An 18,670-nucleotide genomic window follows, 5' to 3' on the forward strand; every position below is an offset into this window, starting at 1 on the left:
CTCACAGCACGCCGGTGGCCTTGGTGAGCAGCCAGATGCCGACCACCAGCAGGATCGCGCCCACGGCGACCGTCAGGCCGAACTGGCCCCAGGTGGCGCGGCCGGTGTGGATCTCCGAATAGCGTGTGTAGGCGTGATAGCAGACACCGACGAACATCGAGGCGACCACGAGCAGCGCGATCAGCAGCACGATGTCGTAGCCGTAGTTCTGCAAGGTCTGCAGGATGCCGCTGCCCTGGCCGCGCGATGGGTCTTCCATGGTCGGCAGGCCCTGCGCGAAGGCCGACAGCGGCAGGCCCGCGAGCGCCAGCGGCAGCAGCGGAGCGGCGATGCGGGACGGAATGCGATGGGGTGTCGGTGGCGTGTTCATGGCGTATGGCCCTTCGTGACGGTCAGGAGAGGAGAAAGAAGGTCAGCATCAGGTACATCGCCACGAAGCGCACGATGACGCCGAGGAACTGACGTTCAGTGATGCGGTGCTCGGCCCAGCCGACGTAGGCGGTGCGCATGGCCCACACGCCCCACAGCAGCAACACGGCAAACACGAAAGCGAGCACCACGGCAGAGACGGCCGAAGGCGCAAAGCCGCCGTTGGCCTGGAAGGCGGCGACCTGATCGGCAGAGGGCGTCATGGCGACGGCTCCTCGTCGTCGGCGCGGTCGCGGCGGACATAGTCGCCGGCCAGCGGGACGGGATCGCGCGGCTGGGCGCGCTGGGGCACGAGGTAGTCCTGCAGGCCGGCGCGAACGCGCTTCAGGTCTGCGCGCAGTCGGGCGTAGTCGAAGTGATAGCGGGCGCGTTCCTGCGGGGCGGAATTGGCGGCGTGCTCGGCGAGGCGGTCGATCAGGTTGAGTTGGCGGGCAAGGGCCGCCAGTTGCTCGTGTTCAGCGCTGGCATCGTCGGCCGATGCGGGCGATGCGCTGGCCAGCGCGATGGTCAGCGCCAAGGCCAGGGCCGGCACACGGCGGCAGGCGGTCGTCAGGTTGCCAAGGGGTGTCATCACGCCGTTCCGCAGTCGTCTGGATGGCGGGATGCTGCGGCGTGAGGCCGGGGTGTGCCGCAAAGAATCGGAACGGGCGGCGCACCGGATTTGCCTCGATGGTTGGCGTAGCGCCGTTTCCGGACAAGGCCGGGAGTCCAGGACCTGGCTGTTAGAACAAGACAGGCCGGTCACTGATGTGGAAACCCTGCTGGCGCGGTGTGCCTACTTCTCTCCGACCGAAGCCGATGCATTCGCGGTGCTGGCCGAGGTCGTCACCGCGGTGGCTGCTTGGCGCTAGGTCGCACAGTGCCTGCTGGAGGGGCGATCCCCTTATACGAGCGGGCCCCTTCTCAGAACGGCAACCGGATCACCAACGACAATCAGGCACTTTTTCGGAAAAGTCGGTACTAATCGGCACAAAACGCTTGATTTTGGCAATCCATCAATGTAGTTTATGGAGGTTAATTTGCGGCACTGTGTCCGGATTTCGGGTTTCCCGGAGACCTTCGGGCTTTTACCGAAAACATGATGAACGAAGGACGAAGGCTATGGATGAGAGATGGCTGACGGTCGATGACATTTGCAAATACCTGAATGTAAGCAACGAGACGGTCTACAAGTGGATCGAACAACGGGCTATGCCCGGTCATCGCGTCGGCCGTCGCTGGATGTTCAAACAAGACGAAGTGGACGAATGGGTCCGCTCCGGCGGTGCGGCTGACAAATCCGATAAGCCGGACACCGAGCAATAAGGAGCGACCATGGCCGAGCCGATTCACGACAAGATAAAACGATCCCTCCAGGCAGCCGAAGGCTTGTATCACCGTCTGGTGTTGCTGGTGGGTGAGACCGGTTCCGGCAAGACCGGCGTTCTTCGGGATATTGCCGAGGAATTCGGCTCATCTGTCGTCAACGTCAATCTGGCGCTTTCAGGCGAACTGCTTGAGCTGACGGCAAAGCAGCGGTCGCTTCGGTTGCCGGGCATCCTCGATCAGATCGCGGACCAGGCTCAAGCACCGGTGGTGCTGGATAATCTCGAGATCCTCTTCGACAAGGATCTCCAGCAGGACCCCTTGCGCCTGCTGCAGTCCATTTCGAGAAATCGGGCCGTGGTGGCTTCGTGGAACGGAATCATGAATTCCGGGAGGCTTTTGTACGCCGAAACCGGCCATCCCGAGTACCGCAGCTATGACTCGGTCGATGCGCTGATTGTGGGCATGGATGGCACGGCCACGGTCGATTCGGCAAAAAATAATAGAGAGGCAGGACAAGCATGAAATACGGAGACCTTATCCAATTCGACCCGATTGAGTCGGTCGTTCAGTTGCGTGACGCGGACAAATCGAGCGCCGCACACACCCTCGTGAACACCTATGTCATTTCCGAGGAAATGGCCGAACGGCTCACCCAGCTTGTCATTCCTCAGATGCAGTTCGACCAGCCGGTCGACAACAAGGGCCTGCTGGTCGTCGGTAACTACGGCACCGGTAAGTCGCACTTGATGTCGGTGGTCTCCAGCCTTGCCGCAGATGCCTCCCTGCTGGAAGGGCTGAAGAACGATGGTGTCCGCGACGCAGCCTCTCAGATCGCCGGGCGTTTCAAGGTTATCCGTACCGAGATCGGAGCCACCACCATGTCCCTGCGCGACATCCTGGTGGCCGAACTGGAAGAGCATCTCGAAAAACTCGGCGTGGAGTATGTGTTCCCCGAAGCCGGGACCATTACCAGCCACAAGCGGGCCTTCGAAGACATGATGGCCAAGTTCGGCGAGGTCTTCCCCGAACACGGCCTGCTGCTGGTGGTCGACGAGCTGCTCGACTACCTGCGCACACGCAAGGACCAGGAGCTGATCCTCGACCTCAACTTCCTCCGCGAGGTCGGCGAGGTCTGCAAGGACCTGCGCTTCCGCTTCATGGCCGGTGTCCAGGAAGCCATTTTCGACAGCCCGCGCTTCGCTTTTGTCGCCGACAGCATCCGCCGGGTGAAGGACCGCTTCGAGCAGATCCTCATTGCCCGCAGCGATGTGAAATTCGTCGTGGCCGAGCGTCTGCTCAAGAAGACCACCGAGCAACAGGCCAAGATCCGCGACTACCTGATGCCTTTTGCCAAATACTACGGCGGGCTCAATGAGCGCATGGACGAGTTTGTCCGGCTCTTCCCGGTGCATCCCGATTACATCGACACCTTCGAGCGGGTCACCGTGGTGGAAAAGCGCGAGGTGCTCAAGACCCTGTCCATGGGCATGAAAGGCATTCTTGGCAAGGACGTGCCGCAGGACGAACCCGGCCTGATCGCCTTCGACAGCTATTGGGGTACCCTCAAGCAGAACGCTTCGTTCCGCGCCATTCCCGAAATCCGGGCAGTCATTGATTGCAGCCAGGTTCTGGAATCCCGCATCGAGAACGCCATCACCCGCAAACAATACAAGCCGATGGCGCTGCGCCTGATCCATGCGCTGTCCGTCCACCGCCTCACCACCGGCGACATCTATGCCCCCATGGGCGCGTCCGCCGAGGAACTGCGCGACCGTCTCTGCCTGTTCGATCCGCTGATCGCCGAGCTGGGCAGCGATGAGCCCGACAAGGATCTGCAGACCCATGTGGAAACGGTCCTGCGCGAGATCCACAAAACGGTCAGCGGCCAGTTCATCTCCTTCAATGCCGACAACCGCCAGTTCTATCTCGACCTGAAGAAGACCGACGACTTCGACGCCCTGATCGACAAGCGGGCCGAAAGCCTGGGCCAGGCTCAGCTCGACCGCTTCTATTACGAGGCGCTCAAGCGGGTCATGGAATGCCAGGACGCCACCTATGTGACCGGCTACAAAATCTGGCAGCACGAACTGGTCTGGCAGGAGCACAAGGCAGCCCGCTCCGGCTACCTCTTTTTCGGGGCACCGAACGAGCGTTCCACCGCCGTGCCGCAGCGGGACTTTTACCTCTACTTCATCCAGCCCAACGATCCGCCGCGCTTCAAGGATGACAAGGTCAACGACGAGGTCTTCTTCCGCCTGAAAGGCACCGACGAGGAATTCCAGACTGCGCTGAAGAGCTATGCGGCCGCACTGGATCTTGCAGCCACCTCATCGGGCCATGCCAAGGCCACCTATGAATCGAAGGCCAACGGTTTCCTGAAGAAGCTGGTCCAGTGGCTGCAAAAGCACATGAGCGATGCCTTCGAGGTTACTTACCAGGGCCGCGCCAAGTCCATGACCGAATGGGCCAAGGGGAAATCGATCCGCGACCTGTCCGGTCTGTCGCCCCACGAGACCATCAACTTCCGCGACTTGGTCAACACCATCGCCGGTGTCTGTCTGGCTCCGAACTTCGAGAATCAGGCCCCGGACTATCCGTTCTTCTCGGTCCTGATCACCGGTAACAACCGTGCCCAGGCCGCGCAGGACGCCCTGCGGGCCATCGCTGGGCAGAACCGCACCAAGCAAGCCACGGCCGTGCTGGACGCCCTGGAGCTGCTCGATGGCGAGAAAATCGACCCCTATAAGTCGAAGTACACCAAGTTCATCCTCAATGCCGTCAAAGCCAAGGGCCACGGCCAAGTGGTCAACCGCAGCGAAATCATCCAGGACGACCACGGGCTGGAATACATGAACCCGGGCGGTTCGCGTCTGGAACCGGAATGGGTGAGCGTGTTGGTGGCGGCGCTGGTCTACTCCGGCGACATCGTGCTCTCCATCCCGGGCAAGAAATTCGACGCCACCGGCCTGCAGCAACTTGCCGCGACCGGCATGGACGAGCTGGTCCGCTTCAAGCACCTGGAGCAGCCCAAGGAATGGAACCTGCCCGCGCTCAAAGCGCTGTTCGAACTGCTCGGCATGACGCCGGGCATGGCCCAGCTCGTCACCCAGGGCAAGGACGAGCCGGTGCAGAACCTGCAGCAGGCGGTGGGCAAGATCGTCAAGCGCATCGTCATGACCCAGCAGACCCTGCGCGAGGGGCTCTCCTTCTGGGGCCTGGACCTGCTCGCGGGAACCTACCTGGCCAGCCAGGCCAGCGGGCTGGACGAGGCCAAGACCTTCTTTGAATCGCTTCAAGCTTACTCATCGCCGGGCAAGCTGAAAAACTTCCGCTACAGCGCTCCCGAAGTGCTGGCCTTTGAGCCGGCCGTGAAGGCGCTGGATGAGTTGGACGCCCTGCGCGAGTTCATCATGGATCACAGCCCGACGGCGTCCTGGCTCTCCACCGCCGAGGCGGTGCTGCCCGCCGAGCATGACTGGGTGGATCGCATGAAGACCACCCGGCAGGACGTGCTGGATGCCCTCAAACAGGCCGACCTGACCGAGCTGGCCAGCCAGTCTCAGGGCATCGGGGCCAAGCTGCAAAAGCTGAAGAAGGATTACACCGTCGCCTACATCGGTCTGCACACCAAGGCGCGGCTGGGCGTGAACGACGACAAGCGCAAGGCAGGACTGCTCAACGATCAACGCCTGCAAACCCTGCTCAAGCTGGCCGGTATCGACCTGATGCCCCGGCAGCAGCTCACCGATTACCAGAACCGCCTGGCCGGACTGAAAAGCTGCTTCGCCCTGACCGAGCAAAATCTCGACGCCTCGCCCATCTGCCCGCATTGCGGGTTCCGGCCGTCGGTGGAAACCGGCACGGCGGCAGGCTCGCAGATGATCGACCAGATGGACGCCCAGCTCGACGCCATGGTGGCGGCCTGGACCTCGACCATCCTCAGCAACCTGGAGGACCCGATCACCCAGGCCAACATGGATCTGCTGAAGATCGACGACCGCGAACCCCTGGAGGCCTTCATCAAGTCGAAGGAATTGCCGGTGCCGCTGGACAGCAACTTTGTCCACGCCTTGAAGGAAGTGCTCTCCGGCCTGGTCAAGGTCACCGTCAAGGCGCAGGAGCTGCAGCAGGCCCTGCGGGTCACCGGCGGCCCGGCCACCCCGGCGGAGATGAAGAAACGCTTTGAGGCGTACATCGATCAGCTCACCAGGGGCAAGGACCCGGCCAAGGTGCGGATCGTGCTGGAATAGGACCGGAACATGGAAAGCGACACCGATATGCTGGATTTCACTCGGCTGGTAACCACCATCCGGCAGGCCCATGACGAGTTGTCCAAGCAGGCCAGCCGCGCTGTCAATATCAGCCTGACGCTGCGCAATTGGCTGATCGGCTGTTATATCGCCGAATATGAGCTGCGTGGTTCAGACAGGGCAAACTATGGAGACCGCCTGCTCAGCGAGCTTTCCGAGGCGCTGCGCAGGCACAAGATCAGCAACACGGGACGCCGGCAGTTATACAGCTATCTGGCCTTTTACCGCGCCTACCCTCAGATTGTGCGGACGGTGCCCGCACAAACCCGCCATTTGCTCCCAAGAGACATTGACAGTCAAAAAGTGCGGACAGCGTCCGCACAATTGGCTATCGCACCTGAAAAGCTCCTCGAAAGCCTTTCATACAGCCATTTCGAACTGATTGTCGCCCTGGAAGATAGCCTAAAGCGCGCCTTCTACGAAATAGAATGCCTTCGGGGCAACTGGTCGGTGCGGGAGCTGAAACGGCAGATCACCAGTCTCTACTATGAACGCTCCGACCTGTCACACGACAAACAAAAACTGGCTGAATTGGCCAACCAGGCCGCCGAGAAGAATACGTCGAAACTGTCTATTCGTGATCCTTACGTCTTCGAGTTCCTCGGCCTCAAGTCAAAAGAGGTCATGAGCGAATCTCATCTCGAGGAACAGCTCATCGACAAGCTGGAAGCCTTTCTGCTGGAACTGGGCCATGGCTTCTGCTTCGAGGCCAGACAAAAGCGCATCTTGATCGGTGGTGAGCACTTCTTTATCGATCTGGTCTTCTACCATCGCATTCTCAAGTGCCATGTGTTGGTGGAACTGAAACTGGAGCACTTCACGCACGAAAACATTGGCCAGCTCAATACCTACGTGAGCTGGTATCGGCAGCAGATGATGAGCGAAGGCGATAACCCACCCATCGGCATTCTGCTCTGCACCGACAAGAATCACGCCCTGGCCGAGTATGCCCTGGCAGGCATGGACAACAGTCTTTTTGTCTCCAAGTACCTGCTGGAACTGCCCAAGAAAGAAGAGATGCAGGCCTTCATCGTGAGCCAAGTTAAAGAAATTGGAGAAAAAGAATGAAACCCAACCAAGAAGGCCTGTTTCAAACAAAGCTGGTTCCCTCCAAAGAAGGATCGGGAAGGCTGTTCGATGAAGAGCAGGTGACCAATGACGAGCCGGTGACTTGCTTGGGGCTGTCCTTCGAGAACGACGAGGCCCGCCGAGCCCACTTCACCGAAGAGCTGCGCAAGAAGCTGAGGGACCCGGAGTTCCGCAAGATCGAAGGTTTTCCCATCGGTGACGACGAGGACATTCTGAATCTTAGCGATCCGCCCTATTATACGGCTTGCCCAAACCCATGGGTTCAAGAGTTTATTGCTGAGTGGGAATCGCAAAAAGACAATATAGAAGACCATCATCGTGAGCCTTTCGCTACAGATGTAAGTGAAGGCAAGAACGACCCAATCTACAATGCACACTCATATCACACCAAAGTGCCGCACAAGGCCATAATGCGTTTCATCCTCCATTACACACAGCCGGGGGACATCGTATTTGATGCTTTCGCAGGAACGGGCATGACAGGAGTGGCCGCGCAGATGTGCGGTGACCGTGACGTGGTGCTGTCCCTTGGATACCAGGTAAAGCCTGACGGGACTATTTTGCAGGAAGAGGTAGAAGAAGAGAACGGCAAAAAAGCGTGGCGACCATTTTCAAAACTTGGTGCTCGCAAGGCTGTGCTAAACGACTTGTCACCTGCAGCCACATTTATCGCTTATAACTACAATACACCGGTTGACATATTATCATTTAAAAGAACGGCAAAAAAAATCATCAGTGATTTTGAGAAAAAAACAACGTGGATGTGGGAAACATTACACACCGATAGAAAAACGCTTGGAAAAGTTAATTACATTGTTTGGAGCGACGTGTATAGCTGCCCAGAATGCTCGGGAGAGATAATTTATTATAAAGAAGCATTTACTAAAAATGGTGGCGCTGTTGAGTTCAATCCGGAGTTCAATTGCCCCCATTGCAATTGTTCGATTTCAAAAAACCCACCGAAAAACTCGCAAGCACAGAAGCCCGCTCGCATCTTTGAATCCGCCTATGACCCTATCACGAGAGCCGTAACGGAAAAGCAGAAACAGGTGCCTGTCCTTATTAATTACAGCATAGGAACCAGAAGGCACGAAAAACTGATCGACAGTGATGACCTGTTGAAGGCCACATCAATAGATGTCAGTGATGATCTAATCAAAAATATCCCTTTCTCTGAAATTATAGAAGGTGATAAATCTGCCGATCCATTCGGATGCGGTGTTCGTCATGTTCATCAATTCTATACAAAGCGTATTTTGGCGTCGCTATCAATATTGGCCGACCTTACCAAAGGGCATCCACAATTGGAGTTTTTAGTCGGCAGTATGTTACCAAAACTTACGATCATGAATCGATATATGCCTCAGCATGGAGGAAGAGCACTGGTTGGTCCAATGGCCAACACGCTTTATGTGCCTCCTGTCAGTGTCGAAAATAATGTAATAGACCAACTTGTTTTCCAGTTTAAGAAAATCATACAGGCACTAACCTCGCTTTCCGGCTCAGTAATAACAACACAAGCTGCCCAATCAGTTGACATTCAAGATTCGAGTATAGATTACATATTTCTTGATCCACCATTTGGATCGAACATTATGTATTCTGAACTGAGCTACATAAGAGAATCATGGTTACGTGTTATAACTAATAACAAGCCTGAAGCCATTGAGAACAAGACTCAAAAAAAAGGAATTGATGAATATCGCGACCTCATGACCAATTGCTTTGAAAAGGCATTCAAATATTTAAAGCCAGGGCACTGGATGACTGTAGAGTTTTCAAACACTAAAGCAAGTGTTTGGAACAGCATCCAGAATGCACTTTCTGATGCAGGGTTTATTGTTGCATCAGTTGCAGCCCTAGATAAGACTCGTGGCGGATTGCACGCAATGCTTGGACCGACTGCTGTTAAGCAAGATTTGGTCATTTCTGCATACAAACCTAATGGCGGTTTTGAAGAGCGCTTCCAGAAAGAGGCGCAAACCGAAGAAGGCGTATGGGATTTTGTCCGCACCCATTTGAAGTATCTGCCGGTCACCAAGCGTCAGGGGCCATTGATGCTTTTCGTTCCCGAGCGCGATCCGCGCATCCTGTTCGACCAAATGGTGGCCTACTACGTCCGCAAGGGGTACCCCGTGCCGATCTCCAGCCAGGAATTCCAGATCGGGCTGGCACAACGCTTCATAGAGCGTGACGGCATGTATTTCCTACCGGATCAGGTGGCCGAATACGACCGCAAAAAGATGACCTCCGGTGCCCCACAGCAGCTTTCGATGTTCGTCTCCGACGAGGCCTCGTCGATCCAGTGGCTCCGCCAGCTCATCAGAGAAAAACCGCAGACCTTCTCCGACATCAATCCACAGTTCATGCAGCAGCTCGGCGGCTGGAGCAAGAACGAAGCCCAGCTCGACCTGCGCGAACTGCTGAATCAGAACTTCCTCTGCTACGACGGCAAAGGCCCGGTGCCCGAGCAGATCCACGCCTACCTTTCCACCAACTGGAAAGAGCTGCGCAACCTGACCAAGGATGACCCGGCGCTGGTGACCAAAGCCCGTGACCGGTGGTATGTGCCCGATCCCAACAAGGCGGGCGACCTGGAGAAGCTGCGCGAGAAGGCGCTGCTCAAGGAGTTCGAGGAATACAAAGAGGTCAAAAAGAAACTCAAGATCTTCCGCCTGGAAGCTGTCCGCGCCGGATTCAAGAAAGCCTGGCAGGAACGTGACTACGCCGTCATCGTCGCCGTGGCCGACAAGATCCCCAACAACGTCCTGGAAGAAGATCCCAAGCTGCTCATGTGGTACGACCAGGCAGTAACACGGATAGGAGGGGAATAGACCATGATTGCCAAGTGGAAGGTCTTCAACTTTAAATCGATTCGAGAGGAGACCGAGCTGGACCTCGGTCCGCTCACGATCTTCGCTGGCGCAAACAGCAGCGGGAAGAGCACATTCATCCAATCCGTCCTTCTTGTAGCACAGACTTTGGCCCATAAAGTCGGATCACGATCTGTCGTATTGAATGGTGCTCTCACGAGCTTGGGCCAGTTTGACGACCTGAAATCCAACGGTGGTGCCTCGGATCAGATCAGCATCAAATGTACCTGTCGGCCACTTCCAGATCAGGATGCTGCAATAGGCAGGCGGTCTCAGTTCGCACCCCGTCGTGCTGTTTACTATGGACCGCGCTTCAATCAGCTTCAGGAAATCGCTTGTGAGGTTTCGTTCGACGCTGATCCTTCAAGCTCCCAGCGCGATTTGTTCCAAATCCAACCTCGGCTTTTTGCCACGCAGTTGTCCTGCATATCCAGAGACGAGGACAACGTGGATCAGAAAGCCGATATATCGATCCTTCATTCCACCAAGGCCATCTCCGAAATTGAAGGAGCTGACACCGCCAGTGAAATTGACGATCAGCTACGCGCCAGTTTGGCTTACGCTGTTGAACTGGACGATGGTTCCATGGCTGAGGTGAAGGATGACTTTCGCTCGGCCAAACCAATCGGCTGCATACTTCGACACTTCCTTCCCGAGAGAATTGTTTACGCTATCGATACCATCGAAGAGGACGCAAACGCCATCGCCATGGCTCTTCAGGATGATGGCCGTCGTGCCATTGGCTTACGGCGCAACATGGGAAGAGATATCCTTCTTTCCGAAGAGATCATTGCGGTGTTGCGCGAAGTCCTCGAAGGCACAATCGATTTCGACCAGACTTTCAAGGACAAGTATCGGGAAGAGTCACTATTCGGTTCCGAGGCCGATACACTTTCATTCAGGTCTTGGTATGAAAGGTTGCGCAGCCTCCCACGCGACGAGCGCCTGAAGGTTCAGCAGGTCCTGCGTGAGCGCGAGGATCTTTTTGACCGCATTCATACGGCCATGAAGGTCTCTGTTGCCCAAAGGCCAGAATCACATGCATTCGCCCCACTGAGACCACCTCGTTTGATAACCGAGGCCACCTGGTATCTGGACAATTTCTTTGCATCTTCTTTGAAATACCTCGGCCCATTGAGGGATGCGCCTAAGCCGCTGTATCCACTCGCGCCAGCAGCCGACCCACATGACGTAGGCTTACGCGGAGAGCACACAGCTTCCATTCTTGAACTGCACAAGAGCAAGAAGATCCGCTACATCCCGTCGGCAAATTTCAAAGACCCGGTAATTGACCGCAAAACCGTTACCCGGACACTCGAAGCGGCGGTTATCGATTGGCTCCAATATCTGGGAGTCGCAAGCTCAGTCAAAAGCCGAGACCAGGGCAAATTGGGGCACGAGCTGAAGGTGGGGCTTTCCAATTCGGATAGCACGCATGACCTCACGCATGTGGGTGTAGGCGTCAGCCAGGTTCTACCGATCCTCGTCATGTGCCTTCTCGCCGACACGGACTCTACACTCGTTTTTGAACAGCCGGAACTACACCTTCATCCGAAGGTGCAGACCCTGCTCGGCGACTTTTTCCTTTCGATGGCGCTGTGCAACAAGCAATGCATTGTTGAAACCCACAGCGAGTATTTCATCGACCGCCTCCGCTTCCGAATTGCAGCGGCAACACCCGAGAAGGAGCTGAACAGCCAGACCAAGATTTACTTCGTGGAAAAGCCGGGGCAGGGGTCGGCTTTCCGAGAGGTGGTGATAAACGAGTACGGAGCCATCTCAGACTGGCCGGAAGGGTTCTTTGATCAGTCCCAACAGCAGGCCGAGGAAATCCTTAGAGCTGCGGCGATGAAGCGCAAAGCAAGCCGGAGGAATAAAGATGCATAACCTGCCCAGCGTAACAATTGACGCAGGCGTGCTCGCTGTTCCCCATGTTGATTGCGCCAAGGATGATGCTTTCCAGTATGTGGATAGGCTACTGGATTGGAGCCAATTGCTTGATGAGCCATGGGTCGCCATTTACATGAGCGAGCGGGCTTCTGAAGCTTTGATTGATGAAGAGCTTTTTCCTCTCAGAAACCACCTCCGTGAGCTTTTCAATAGACATGGAATCGTGGAATACAGCGTAAACGACATCGCTACAGTCGCGGAAAGACTGCTGTCGCTCACGCCTTCCTTCGAGACCTATTATCGAGTCAAAGATGTACTGTGGGATCAACTTGAAACAGACCCCGATGTTATTCGACTTACAACACACAATGGTCTCCAATCCGATCTGGCTCGATGCATTGCCTTGATCGCAATTCTGCGTAAGCACTGCGCTCAACCTCTTGGCGGTCATTCGCTCATACTGAGGGACGCACCTAAACAGGTAATCCAGGTAAGAGCCCATATTCACGAGCTCGAACATTCCAGAGACGATATCCCTGTCTTGCCGTGCCCGCCCGAGTTCTTTGAAGGCGATGTGTTGGTCTGTGACGATTTTCGAGGGCTGATCGATTGTCTCGATGAATCCGCCATTCTGGTTGGCGCGTCTGACGACCTTGGAATTGATCTCGCCGTCCGAATCGCTCTGTTCAAAAATGCGATTGCGCAAGGTGATTCCCCTGACTGGAGCGGCGTGGTTGTTCCAGTTATTGGGTCCAGATTCCGGGAGTTGTGCCAGCAGGTTTGTGCCGACCAAGGGGACTCCGTGCCACCCAAGATTCTCCGGTCAATCGTTGAGACTATCAAAGGATACAATCTTCCCGCTGTACACGCTCTTCGGACAGGGCCGGGCGGAAATGACCCGCAAAGAATGCGTGGCTCTGAAAAAGCGCAGCGTCGAGATATCGATAGGGAATTCCATCTTCATTACTGGGAGTGCGCCGACGGGACAGTCGAGTTGGCGTCCGTGGTTTATCACAACGATTTTTCAATTCCGGGATGATGCTGATGCATGATGTTTGGCAATACAGCATCGTTCATAACAGTGTCTGCAAGGTCATCCAAGAACAGACCTTGTGGGGGCAGACGGTTTGCCGTGTCTGGTTGCCGAACCAGGACGCGGTGGTGCGCGTGCCCCGCTCCGCCTTGCGGCCGCTGAGTGCCGACTTGCAGCCGGAGATCGAGGCCGGACGCATTGCCTATGTGGCCGCCGCAGCCAAGGTAGCTGAGGTGCTCGAAGGTTCCACCAGCGCCACCGAGGGCCATGTATTGCTGGCTCCCATGGAGTCCAACGTCATTCCGCTGCCGCACCAGATCCACGCCTTGTCCCGGGCCATCTCCGGTGACCGCGTGCGCTACCTGCTGGCCGACGAGGTGGGTCTCGGCAAGACCATCGAGGCCGGGCTGGTCATGCGCGAGCTCAAACTGCGCGGACTGGTGCGTCGGACATTGGTCGTCTCGCCGAAGGGAATCGCCACCCAGTGGGTGGCGGAAATGCAGACCCACTTCAACGAGCAGTTCCAGCTCGTGCTGGGCGACGACATCGGCACATTGCAACGCCTGGCTCCAGGGGCGGATCACCGGAGCTCAGCCTGGTCGATGTTCGATCAGGTCATCGTCTCGCTCGACTCCGTCAAGCCCATGGACAAGCGGCGCGGCTGGACCGCCGAGCGCGTCGCCGAATACAACCGCAGCCGGTTCGAGGATCTGATTACCGCCGGTTGGGATCTGTTGATCGTGGACGAAGCGCATCGGCTGGGCGGCAGTACCGACCAGGTCGCCCGCTACAAGCTCGGCAAGGGGCTGGCGGAAGCCGCGCCCTATGTGTTGCTCCTTTCGGCTACACCCCACCAGGGGAAGACTGATGCCTTCCATCGGCTGATGAACCTGCTGGATGACGATGCCTTTCCGGATATGGACAGCGTCTCCCGTGACCGGGTGGCTCCGTATGTCATCCGTACCGAGAAGCGCAAGGCCATCGATGCCGACGGCAAGCCGCTCTTCAAACCCCGGCGCACGCAGATGGCCCCGGTGGCCTGGGAGAGCCGTCATCACCTTCAGCAGCTCCTTTATGAAGCGGTGACCGACTATGTGCGCGAGGGCTACAACCAGGCCCTGCGCGAGAAGAAGCGCCATATCGGCTTCCTGATGATCCTGATGCAGCGCCTGGTGGTTTCCAGCACCCGGGCGATCCGCACTACGCTGGAACGGCGGCTCGCGGCGCTAAAGGAAGGCGAACAGCAAGCCAGCCTGCGCCTGGCGGAGCTGGAAAACGGCGCGGATGGTTCGGAAAACTTCGACGAGCTGTACGACATGGACGGCCAGGAGCTGCTCGATGAGCTGCTGAAATCCCATGTCTCGGCTCTTCAGAGCGAAGGCAGCCATGTGGAGACCCTGCTGGATGCGGCGGTTCGCTGCGAACAGGCTGGACCGGACGCCAAGGCCGAGGCGTTGATCGAGTGGGTCTACGAACTGCAGGCCGAGGAAAACGAGCCGGACCTGAAGGTGTTGATCTTCACCGAGTTCGTGCCGACCCAGCAGATGCTGAAGGAGTTTCTGGAAGCTCGGGGCATATCGGTCGTCACCCTGAACGGCTCCATGGATATGGAGGAACGCAAGCAGGCCCAGGACGCCTTCCGCAAATCGCACCGCGTGCTGGTTTCCACCGATGCGGGTGGTGAGGGCCTGAACCTGCAGTTCGCCCATGTCATCATCAACTACGACATCCCCTGGAACCCAATGCGGCTGGAACAGCGAATCGGCCGTGTGGACCGTATCGGCCAGCCCAAGAAAGTGCGGGCAATCAATTTCGTGTTCGAGGATTCGGTCGAGTTCCGGGTCCGCGAAGTGCTGGAGCAGAAGCTCTCGGTGATCTTCGACGAGTTCGGCATCGACAAGACCGGCGACGTACTTGACTCCGCCCAGGCCGGTGAGATGTTCGAGGATGTGTTCGCCTCGGCCATTCTCAATCCTGACGGCATCGAAACCTCCGTCGATCACACGGTGGCCCGGCTTCGTGATGAGATTCAGCAGGTGCGCGAGGCCTCCGCCATCTATGGCATTTCAGAAGAACCGGATGTGCAGGCGGCTGAGCGTCTGCGTTCCCATCCGCTGCCCCATTGGGTGGAGCGGATGACGGTGGGCTATCTCAATTCTCACGGCGGCGCGGCCAGCCGCAAGCGCTCCTGGTGGGAACTGAATTGGCCGGACGGCCAGGAACATCGCAAGGCCGTGTTCAACGCCCGGGAAGCGGACCGCCTGGCCGATGCAACCTTGCTCAATCTTGAAAACAGCCGTGTCCGTGGACTGGCCTTGAACCTTCCGCAAATCGCGGCAGGTCAGCCATTGCCTTGCGCAACTGTGAGCGGACTGCCAGCCAGCATCTCCGGACTCTGGGGGCTCTTTGAGATCCGCCTTCAGGCCGGAATGCACCAGAAGACACAACTCCTGCGCATCCCCATGGTGCGGCGGGGCTATGTCAGCGTGTTCTTGAGCGAGGAAGGCAAACTGTTTCTGCCCACGGCCCGGCATATCTGGGATGCGCTACAGACAGCGGAAGCCGAAGTGCAAGCCACCCTCGGGCAGGATGAATCCATCACCGCGCATGAGCGTTTGCAGATTGCTGCCGAACAGGCCGGACAGGAGCTGTTCGACGCCCTGCAGCAAGCGCACCTCGCTTCGGTGAACCGGGAAGAGGAACGTGGCATGGTCGCCTTTACCTCACGGCGGAAGGCCATCGAGCGGGTGGGGCTGCCCGAAGTGCGCCAGTACCGTCTGGCTCGCTGTGATGCCGAGGAAACTGAGTGGCGGCATGAATTGCAATCAGCGCGGCAGATCGTACCGGAAATCCGGTCGTTGCTGATGCTGCGGATCATCAAGGGAAGCGCTCAATGAGTAGTTGGAGAGACGCCATCCTGAACGATTTTGTACCCAACGTCAGCAAGCTGACCCTGGTCGCGGACCCGGATTGTCTGCTGACCGAGGAGAAGCTGGCATTGGAGCTTCGCGGGCGCGGGTTCGACCTGATCGAGTTCAGTGACCCGGTCGAATTCAGATACGCCTATGAGTCAAAGTACCGTTCGATCTGGGACCGGGGTGAGCACACCGATCTGGTGGTAGTCCTCCGCTTGCAGGATGCGGAGCTGGAATCCTTGCCTTACGACCTACTCCAGGCGGGCCGCAAGCTTTCATTCAACTTGGGGGATCTCTTTCCCAACCTGAGCTATCCGGTCATTGAAAAGCTCGACAGGAGCTTGCTGGATTCGCTTTTTGAGGCCCAGCGCAAGTCGCCGCCGGATCGCATGGGCGACAACGCCACCAAGGATTTCATTCTCCGTCATGTGTTCGGCATTGCAGCGGAACTAATTGGGGGCGAGGTGGAGCTGCTTCGCGCATTGCTGCGCCTGCACTATGGGAAGCTACAGATCCCGCTGATGCTGGCTGAGCGGCTTATCCAGGTTCTCAAAGGGCATGATGGATTCAAGGCTTGGCCGCTCTCTGAAATCGTTCCGGACGATGAGGCGTTCTTCGCCTTTTTGCAGGAACGCTGGCCGCTATTTCTTTCCAGGCTCGGCAGCGCTCATCAGGTACGGGAGGATTCGCCGGAATACGGCCTCAAGTATCCCGGCCCTGATCGCCTGCCGTTCGACCATCAGGACATCAAGGTCTACATCGACAACCTGTTCCTGGAGGGGAAACTCACCCCTGTCGAGGCCAAAGGCATTGAAGTGGATGCCGGGTCCTGGGTTCGTAGCGGCATCGCCACGTCCGGCGTGGACGATGACGATCTACGGATCTCTCGCTTGTTTGGCCTTGTCGAGAAGGAGCTGCCCACTGCGGAAGCGCGTTACTCTGATTGGACCGCTTTCGCGCTGAAATGGGCCGAGCTCTCTTCGCTGGTTCATTGTGGCAACAGCACCGAGCATCAGACCCGACTCAAGGAAATCGGCGATGCACTGAACACGACCTTTGCCGGTTGGCTGGCGGACCACTACTCCAGTCTGATCAACTTACCGCCGACCAATCCGGCCATGCTCCACCATGTGCCGCGCCGCCTGGCTCGGGACATCGAGGACTCCGGTAGCAGCCGGGCCGCGCTGATCGTGGTTGATGGTCTGGCCCTGGACCAGTGGGTGACCATTCGCCAGCTACTGCAAAAGCAGGATGCCAATCTGGTCATGCGCGAATCCGCGACCTTCGCCTGGATTCCGACGCTGACCTCGGTATCGCGGCAATCGATCTTCTCGGGCAAGCCGCCGCTCTATTTCCCGTCATCCATCAACTCGACCAACAGCGAAGAGAAACTCTGGAAGCAGTTCTGGGAAGGCCATGGCCTGTCTCGGCTGGATGTCGCCTACCAGCGCGGCCTTGGCGACGGCGATGCTGCGGGCGTCCTCGACTCCGCAATCCATCCCGGAAAGACCAAGGTGGTTGGGCTGGTCGTGGACAAGGTGGACAAGATCATGCACGGCATGCAACTCGGCTCGGCCGGGATGCACAACCAGATCAAGCAGTGGTGCCATGCAGGGTTTCTTTCCGCGATGGTCGGCCAACTGCTGGATTACGGCTATGAGGTCTGGCTGACGGCCGATCACGGCAACATTCAATGCGAAGGCAAAGGCCGCCCATCTGAGGGTGTGATTGCCGAGACTCGCGGCGAGCGGGTTCGTGTCTATCCCACGCCGGAACTCCGCGCTCAGGTGGCCGGGGCCTTCCCGTTTGCCCACGAGTGGCAGCCGGTCGGGTTGCCCGCAGATTATTTCCCTCTGGTAGCCGGTGGCCGCGACGCATTCGTGAATCCGGGAGATGCCATCGTAGGTCACGGCGGTGTAGCCATCGAAGAAGTCATCGTGCCCCTTGTGAAGTTTGAAAGGAGAACACGGTGATGGGCAAAAGACATGAAGCCATTGGCATCAAGCAGGCGATCCGTTTCGAGTGGATGCAGAAGGCAGCCAATCTGCTGCTGGCAGGCCTCGACGCCAAAACCATCCGCCAGGAGCTGCATGAGTTCCTCGTGGACAGAAAAGGCAACGGCTCAGAGCGCGAACGAAGCGATCAGACCCGGACCTTCGTGGTCAACAACTTGATGAAGATCTGGGTCTCTCCTGACCCCGAGTTGATCCCGTTCCGGGATGCCTCGCTGGCGCTTCTGCGGGAAAACCCGGCCATGGCTCTGGCGGTCCACTGGGGGATGATCTCGGCGGTGTATCCGTTCTGGTTCAATGTGGCCCGCCAGACCGGCCGTTTGCTGGCCTTGCAGGATCAGGTGACCCAGACCCAGATCATCAACCGCCTGAAGGAACAGTACGGCGACCGGCAAACCGTCAGCCGCTATGCCCGGTTCGTCATCCGCTCCTTTGTCGCCTGGGGAGCCCTGAAGGATTCCGAGACCAAAGGCTGCTATGAGAAAGCCGCTCCGGTGAGCATTGCCGAGCCAAACCTGGCCATCCTGATGTTTGAATCCGCACTCCTGGCCACACCGGAGGCCAAGGGCGCATTGGGTCTGCTCCTGAACAACCCGGCATTCTTCCCATTCCAGCTCCCCGTGATGACCGGTGACTTTGTATCCCAACGCAGCGAGCGTATCGACGTGGTTCGCTATGGACTGGACGATGAGCTGTTGAAGTTGAAGGATCAGCAAAATTGTACATACAGTAAAAACTACTGCCGAGCAGATTAAACAGCCGGGTTCTTTCGAACCCAGTGAGGGGGTCCATGCATCAGCAGACGCAGCCA

The 18,670-nt window shown here is 57.5% G+C and carries 14 protein-coding genes; 11 read left to right on the forward strand and 3 right to left on the reverse strand.

Features of this window, described 5'->3' with window-relative positions:
- Position 1 precedes the first annotated feature (1 nt).
- From IP93_RS11135 to IP93_RS11145, 3 genes are read right to left on the reverse strand one after another with little or no spacing between them, the layout of a single operon-like run.
- The gene (locus IP93_RS11135) at positions 2-370 is read right to left on the reverse strand and encodes a TIGR03745 family integrating conjugative element membrane protein (protein ID WP_016446157.1); all 369 of its coding nucleotides are present in this window, start codon (positions 368-370) and stop codon (positions 2-4) included.
- 22 nt (positions 371-392) lie between these two features.
- Positions 393-632 (reverse strand): TIGR03758 family integrating conjugative element protein, encoded by a 240-nt coding sequence (locus tag IP93_RS11140; RefSeq protein ID WP_018076243.1) that lies wholly within the window; start codon positions 630-632, stop codon positions 393-395.
- A complete protein-coding gene (locus IP93_RS11145; protein ID WP_018076242.1) occupies positions 629-1,000 on the reverse strand; it encodes an integrative conjugative element protein, RAQPRD family in 372 nt (123 codons plus the stop codon). Before IP93_RS11145 ends, IP93_RS11140 begins: the two co-directional genes overlap by 4 nt.
- Before the next feature lie 31 nt (positions 1,001-1,031).
- On the opposite strand from IP93_RS11145, the gene IP93_RS11150 reads away from it, so the two are divergent.
- From IP93_RS11150 to IP93_RS11200, 11 genes are all read left to right on the forward strand, one after another.
- Positions 1,032-1,280, forward strand: a complete 249-nt coding sequence (locus IP93_RS11150) for a hypothetical protein (RefSeq protein ID WP_018076241.1) — start codon at positions 1,032-1,034, stop codon at positions 1,278-1,280.
- A 250-nt stretch (positions 1,281-1,530) separates the two neighbouring features.
- Complete coding sequence (locus tag IP93_RS11155) at positions 1,531-1,734, forward strand: helix-turn-helix domain-containing protein (protein ID WP_011927933.1); 204 nt, start codon at positions 1,531-1,533, stop codon at positions 1,732-1,734.
- A gap of 9 nt (positions 1,735-1,743) precedes the next feature.
- Positions 1,744-2,259, forward strand: a complete 516-nt coding sequence (gene brxF, locus IP93_RS11160; protein ID WP_018076240.1) for a BREX-3 system P-loop-containing protein BrxF — start codon at positions 1,744-1,746, stop codon at positions 2,257-2,259.
- Positions 2,256-5,987, forward strand: a complete 3,732-nt coding sequence (locus tag IP93_RS11165) for a DUF6079 family protein (protein WP_144815719.1) — start codon at positions 2,256-2,258, stop codon at positions 5,985-5,987. Before brxF ends, IP93_RS11165 begins: the two co-directional genes overlap by 4 nt.
- A gap of 9 nt (positions 5,988-5,996) precedes the next feature.
- On the forward strand, positions 5,997-7,115 hold the full coding sequence (locus IP93_RS11170) for a PDDEXK nuclease domain-containing protein (RefSeq protein WP_144815722.1): 1,119 nt from the start codon (positions 5,997-5,999) through the stop codon (positions 7,113-7,115).
- The gene (locus IP93_RS11175; RefSeq protein WP_144815724.1) at positions 7,112-9,970 is read left to right on the forward strand and encodes a DNA methyltransferase; all 2,859 of its coding nucleotides are present in this window, start codon (positions 7,112-7,114) and stop codon (positions 9,968-9,970) included. The genes IP93_RS11170 and IP93_RS11175 overlap by 4 nt, the downstream gene beginning before the upstream one ends.
- Positions 9,971-9,973: 3 nt before the next feature.
- The gene (locus IP93_RS11180; RefSeq protein ID WP_144815727.1) at positions 9,974-11,896 is read left to right on the forward strand and encodes an AAA family ATPase; all 1,923 of its coding nucleotides are present in this window, start codon (positions 9,974-9,976) and stop codon (positions 11,894-11,896) included.
- Positions 11,889-12,938, forward strand: a complete 1,050-nt coding sequence (locus IP93_RS11185) for a hypothetical protein (protein WP_144815730.1) — start codon at positions 11,889-11,891, stop codon at positions 12,936-12,938. The genes IP93_RS11180 and IP93_RS11185 overlap by 8 nt, the downstream gene beginning before the upstream one ends.
- Positions 12,935-15,829, forward strand: a complete 2,895-nt coding sequence (locus IP93_RS11190) for a DEAD/DEAH box helicase (protein WP_199747196.1) — start codon at positions 12,935-12,937, stop codon at positions 15,827-15,829. The genes IP93_RS11185 and IP93_RS11190 overlap by 4 nt, the downstream gene beginning before the upstream one ends.
- The gene (gene pglZ / locus IP93_RS11195) at positions 15,826-17,820 is read left to right on the forward strand and encodes a BREX-3 system phosphatase PglZ (RefSeq protein WP_018076232.1); all 1,995 of its coding nucleotides are present in this window, start codon (positions 15,826-15,828) and stop codon (positions 17,818-17,820) included. Before IP93_RS11190 ends, pglZ begins: the two co-directional genes overlap by 4 nt.
- Positions 17,817-18,614: a hypothetical protein gene (locus IP93_RS11200; RefSeq protein WP_425480046.1), complete on the forward strand. Its 798-nt coding sequence runs from the start codon at positions 17,817-17,819 to the stop codon at positions 18,612-18,614. Before pglZ ends, IP93_RS11200 begins: the two co-directional genes overlap by 4 nt.
- Positions 18,615-18,670: the final 56 nt, after the last annotated feature.

The sequence above is a fragment of the Aerolutibacter ruishenii genome (assembly GCF_007830115.1).
Taxonomy (GTDB): domain Bacteria; phylum Pseudomonadota; class Gammaproteobacteria; order Xanthomonadales; family Xanthomonadaceae; genus Aerolutibacter; species Aerolutibacter ruishenii.

Coding starts and splice junctions, on each gene's coding strand:
- IP93_RS11135 (WP_016446157.1), bottom strand. CDS start 370: ATGAACACGCCACCGACACCCCATCGCATTCCGTCCCGCATCGCCGCT.
- IP93_RS11140 (WP_018076243.1), bottom strand. CDS start 632: ATGACGCCCTCTGCCGATCAGGTCGCCGCCTTCCAGGCCAACGGCGGC.
- IP93_RS11145 (WP_018076242.1), bottom strand. CDS start 1,000: ATGACACCCCTTGGCAACCTGACGACCGCCTGCCGCCGTGTGCCGGCC.
- IP93_RS11150 (WP_018076241.1), top strand. CDS start 1,032: ATGCTGCGGCGTGAGGCCGGGGTGTGCCGCAAAGAATCGGAACGGGCG.
- IP93_RS11155 (WP_011927933.1), top strand. CDS start 1,531: ATGGATGAGAGATGGCTGACGGTCGATGACATTTGCAAATACCTGAAT.
- brxF (WP_018076240.1), top strand. CDS start 1,744: ATGGCCGAGCCGATTCACGACAAGATAAAACGATCCCTCCAGGCAGCC.
- IP93_RS11165 (WP_144815719.1), top strand. CDS start 2,256: ATGAAATACGGAGACCTTATCCAATTCGACCCGATTGAGTCGGTCGTT.
- IP93_RS11170 (WP_144815722.1), top strand. CDS start 5,997: ATGGAAAGCGACACCGATATGCTGGATTTCACTCGGCTGGTAACCACC.
- IP93_RS11175 (WP_144815724.1), top strand. CDS start 7,112: ATGAAACCCAACCAAGAAGGCCTGTTTCAAACAAAGCTGGTTCCCTCC.
- IP93_RS11180 (WP_144815727.1), top strand. CDS start 9,974: ATGATTGCCAAGTGGAAGGTCTTCAACTTTAAATCGATTCGAGAGGAG.
- IP93_RS11185 (WP_144815730.1), top strand. CDS start 11,889: ATGCATAACCTGCCCAGCGTAACAATTGACGCAGGCGTGCTCGCTGTT.
- IP93_RS11190 (WP_199747196.1), top strand. CDS start 12,935: ATGATGCTGATGCATGATGTTTGGCAATACAGCATCGTTCATAACAGT.
- pglZ (WP_018076232.1), top strand. CDS start 15,826: ATGAGTAGTTGGAGAGACGCCATCCTGAACGATTTTGTACCCAACGTC.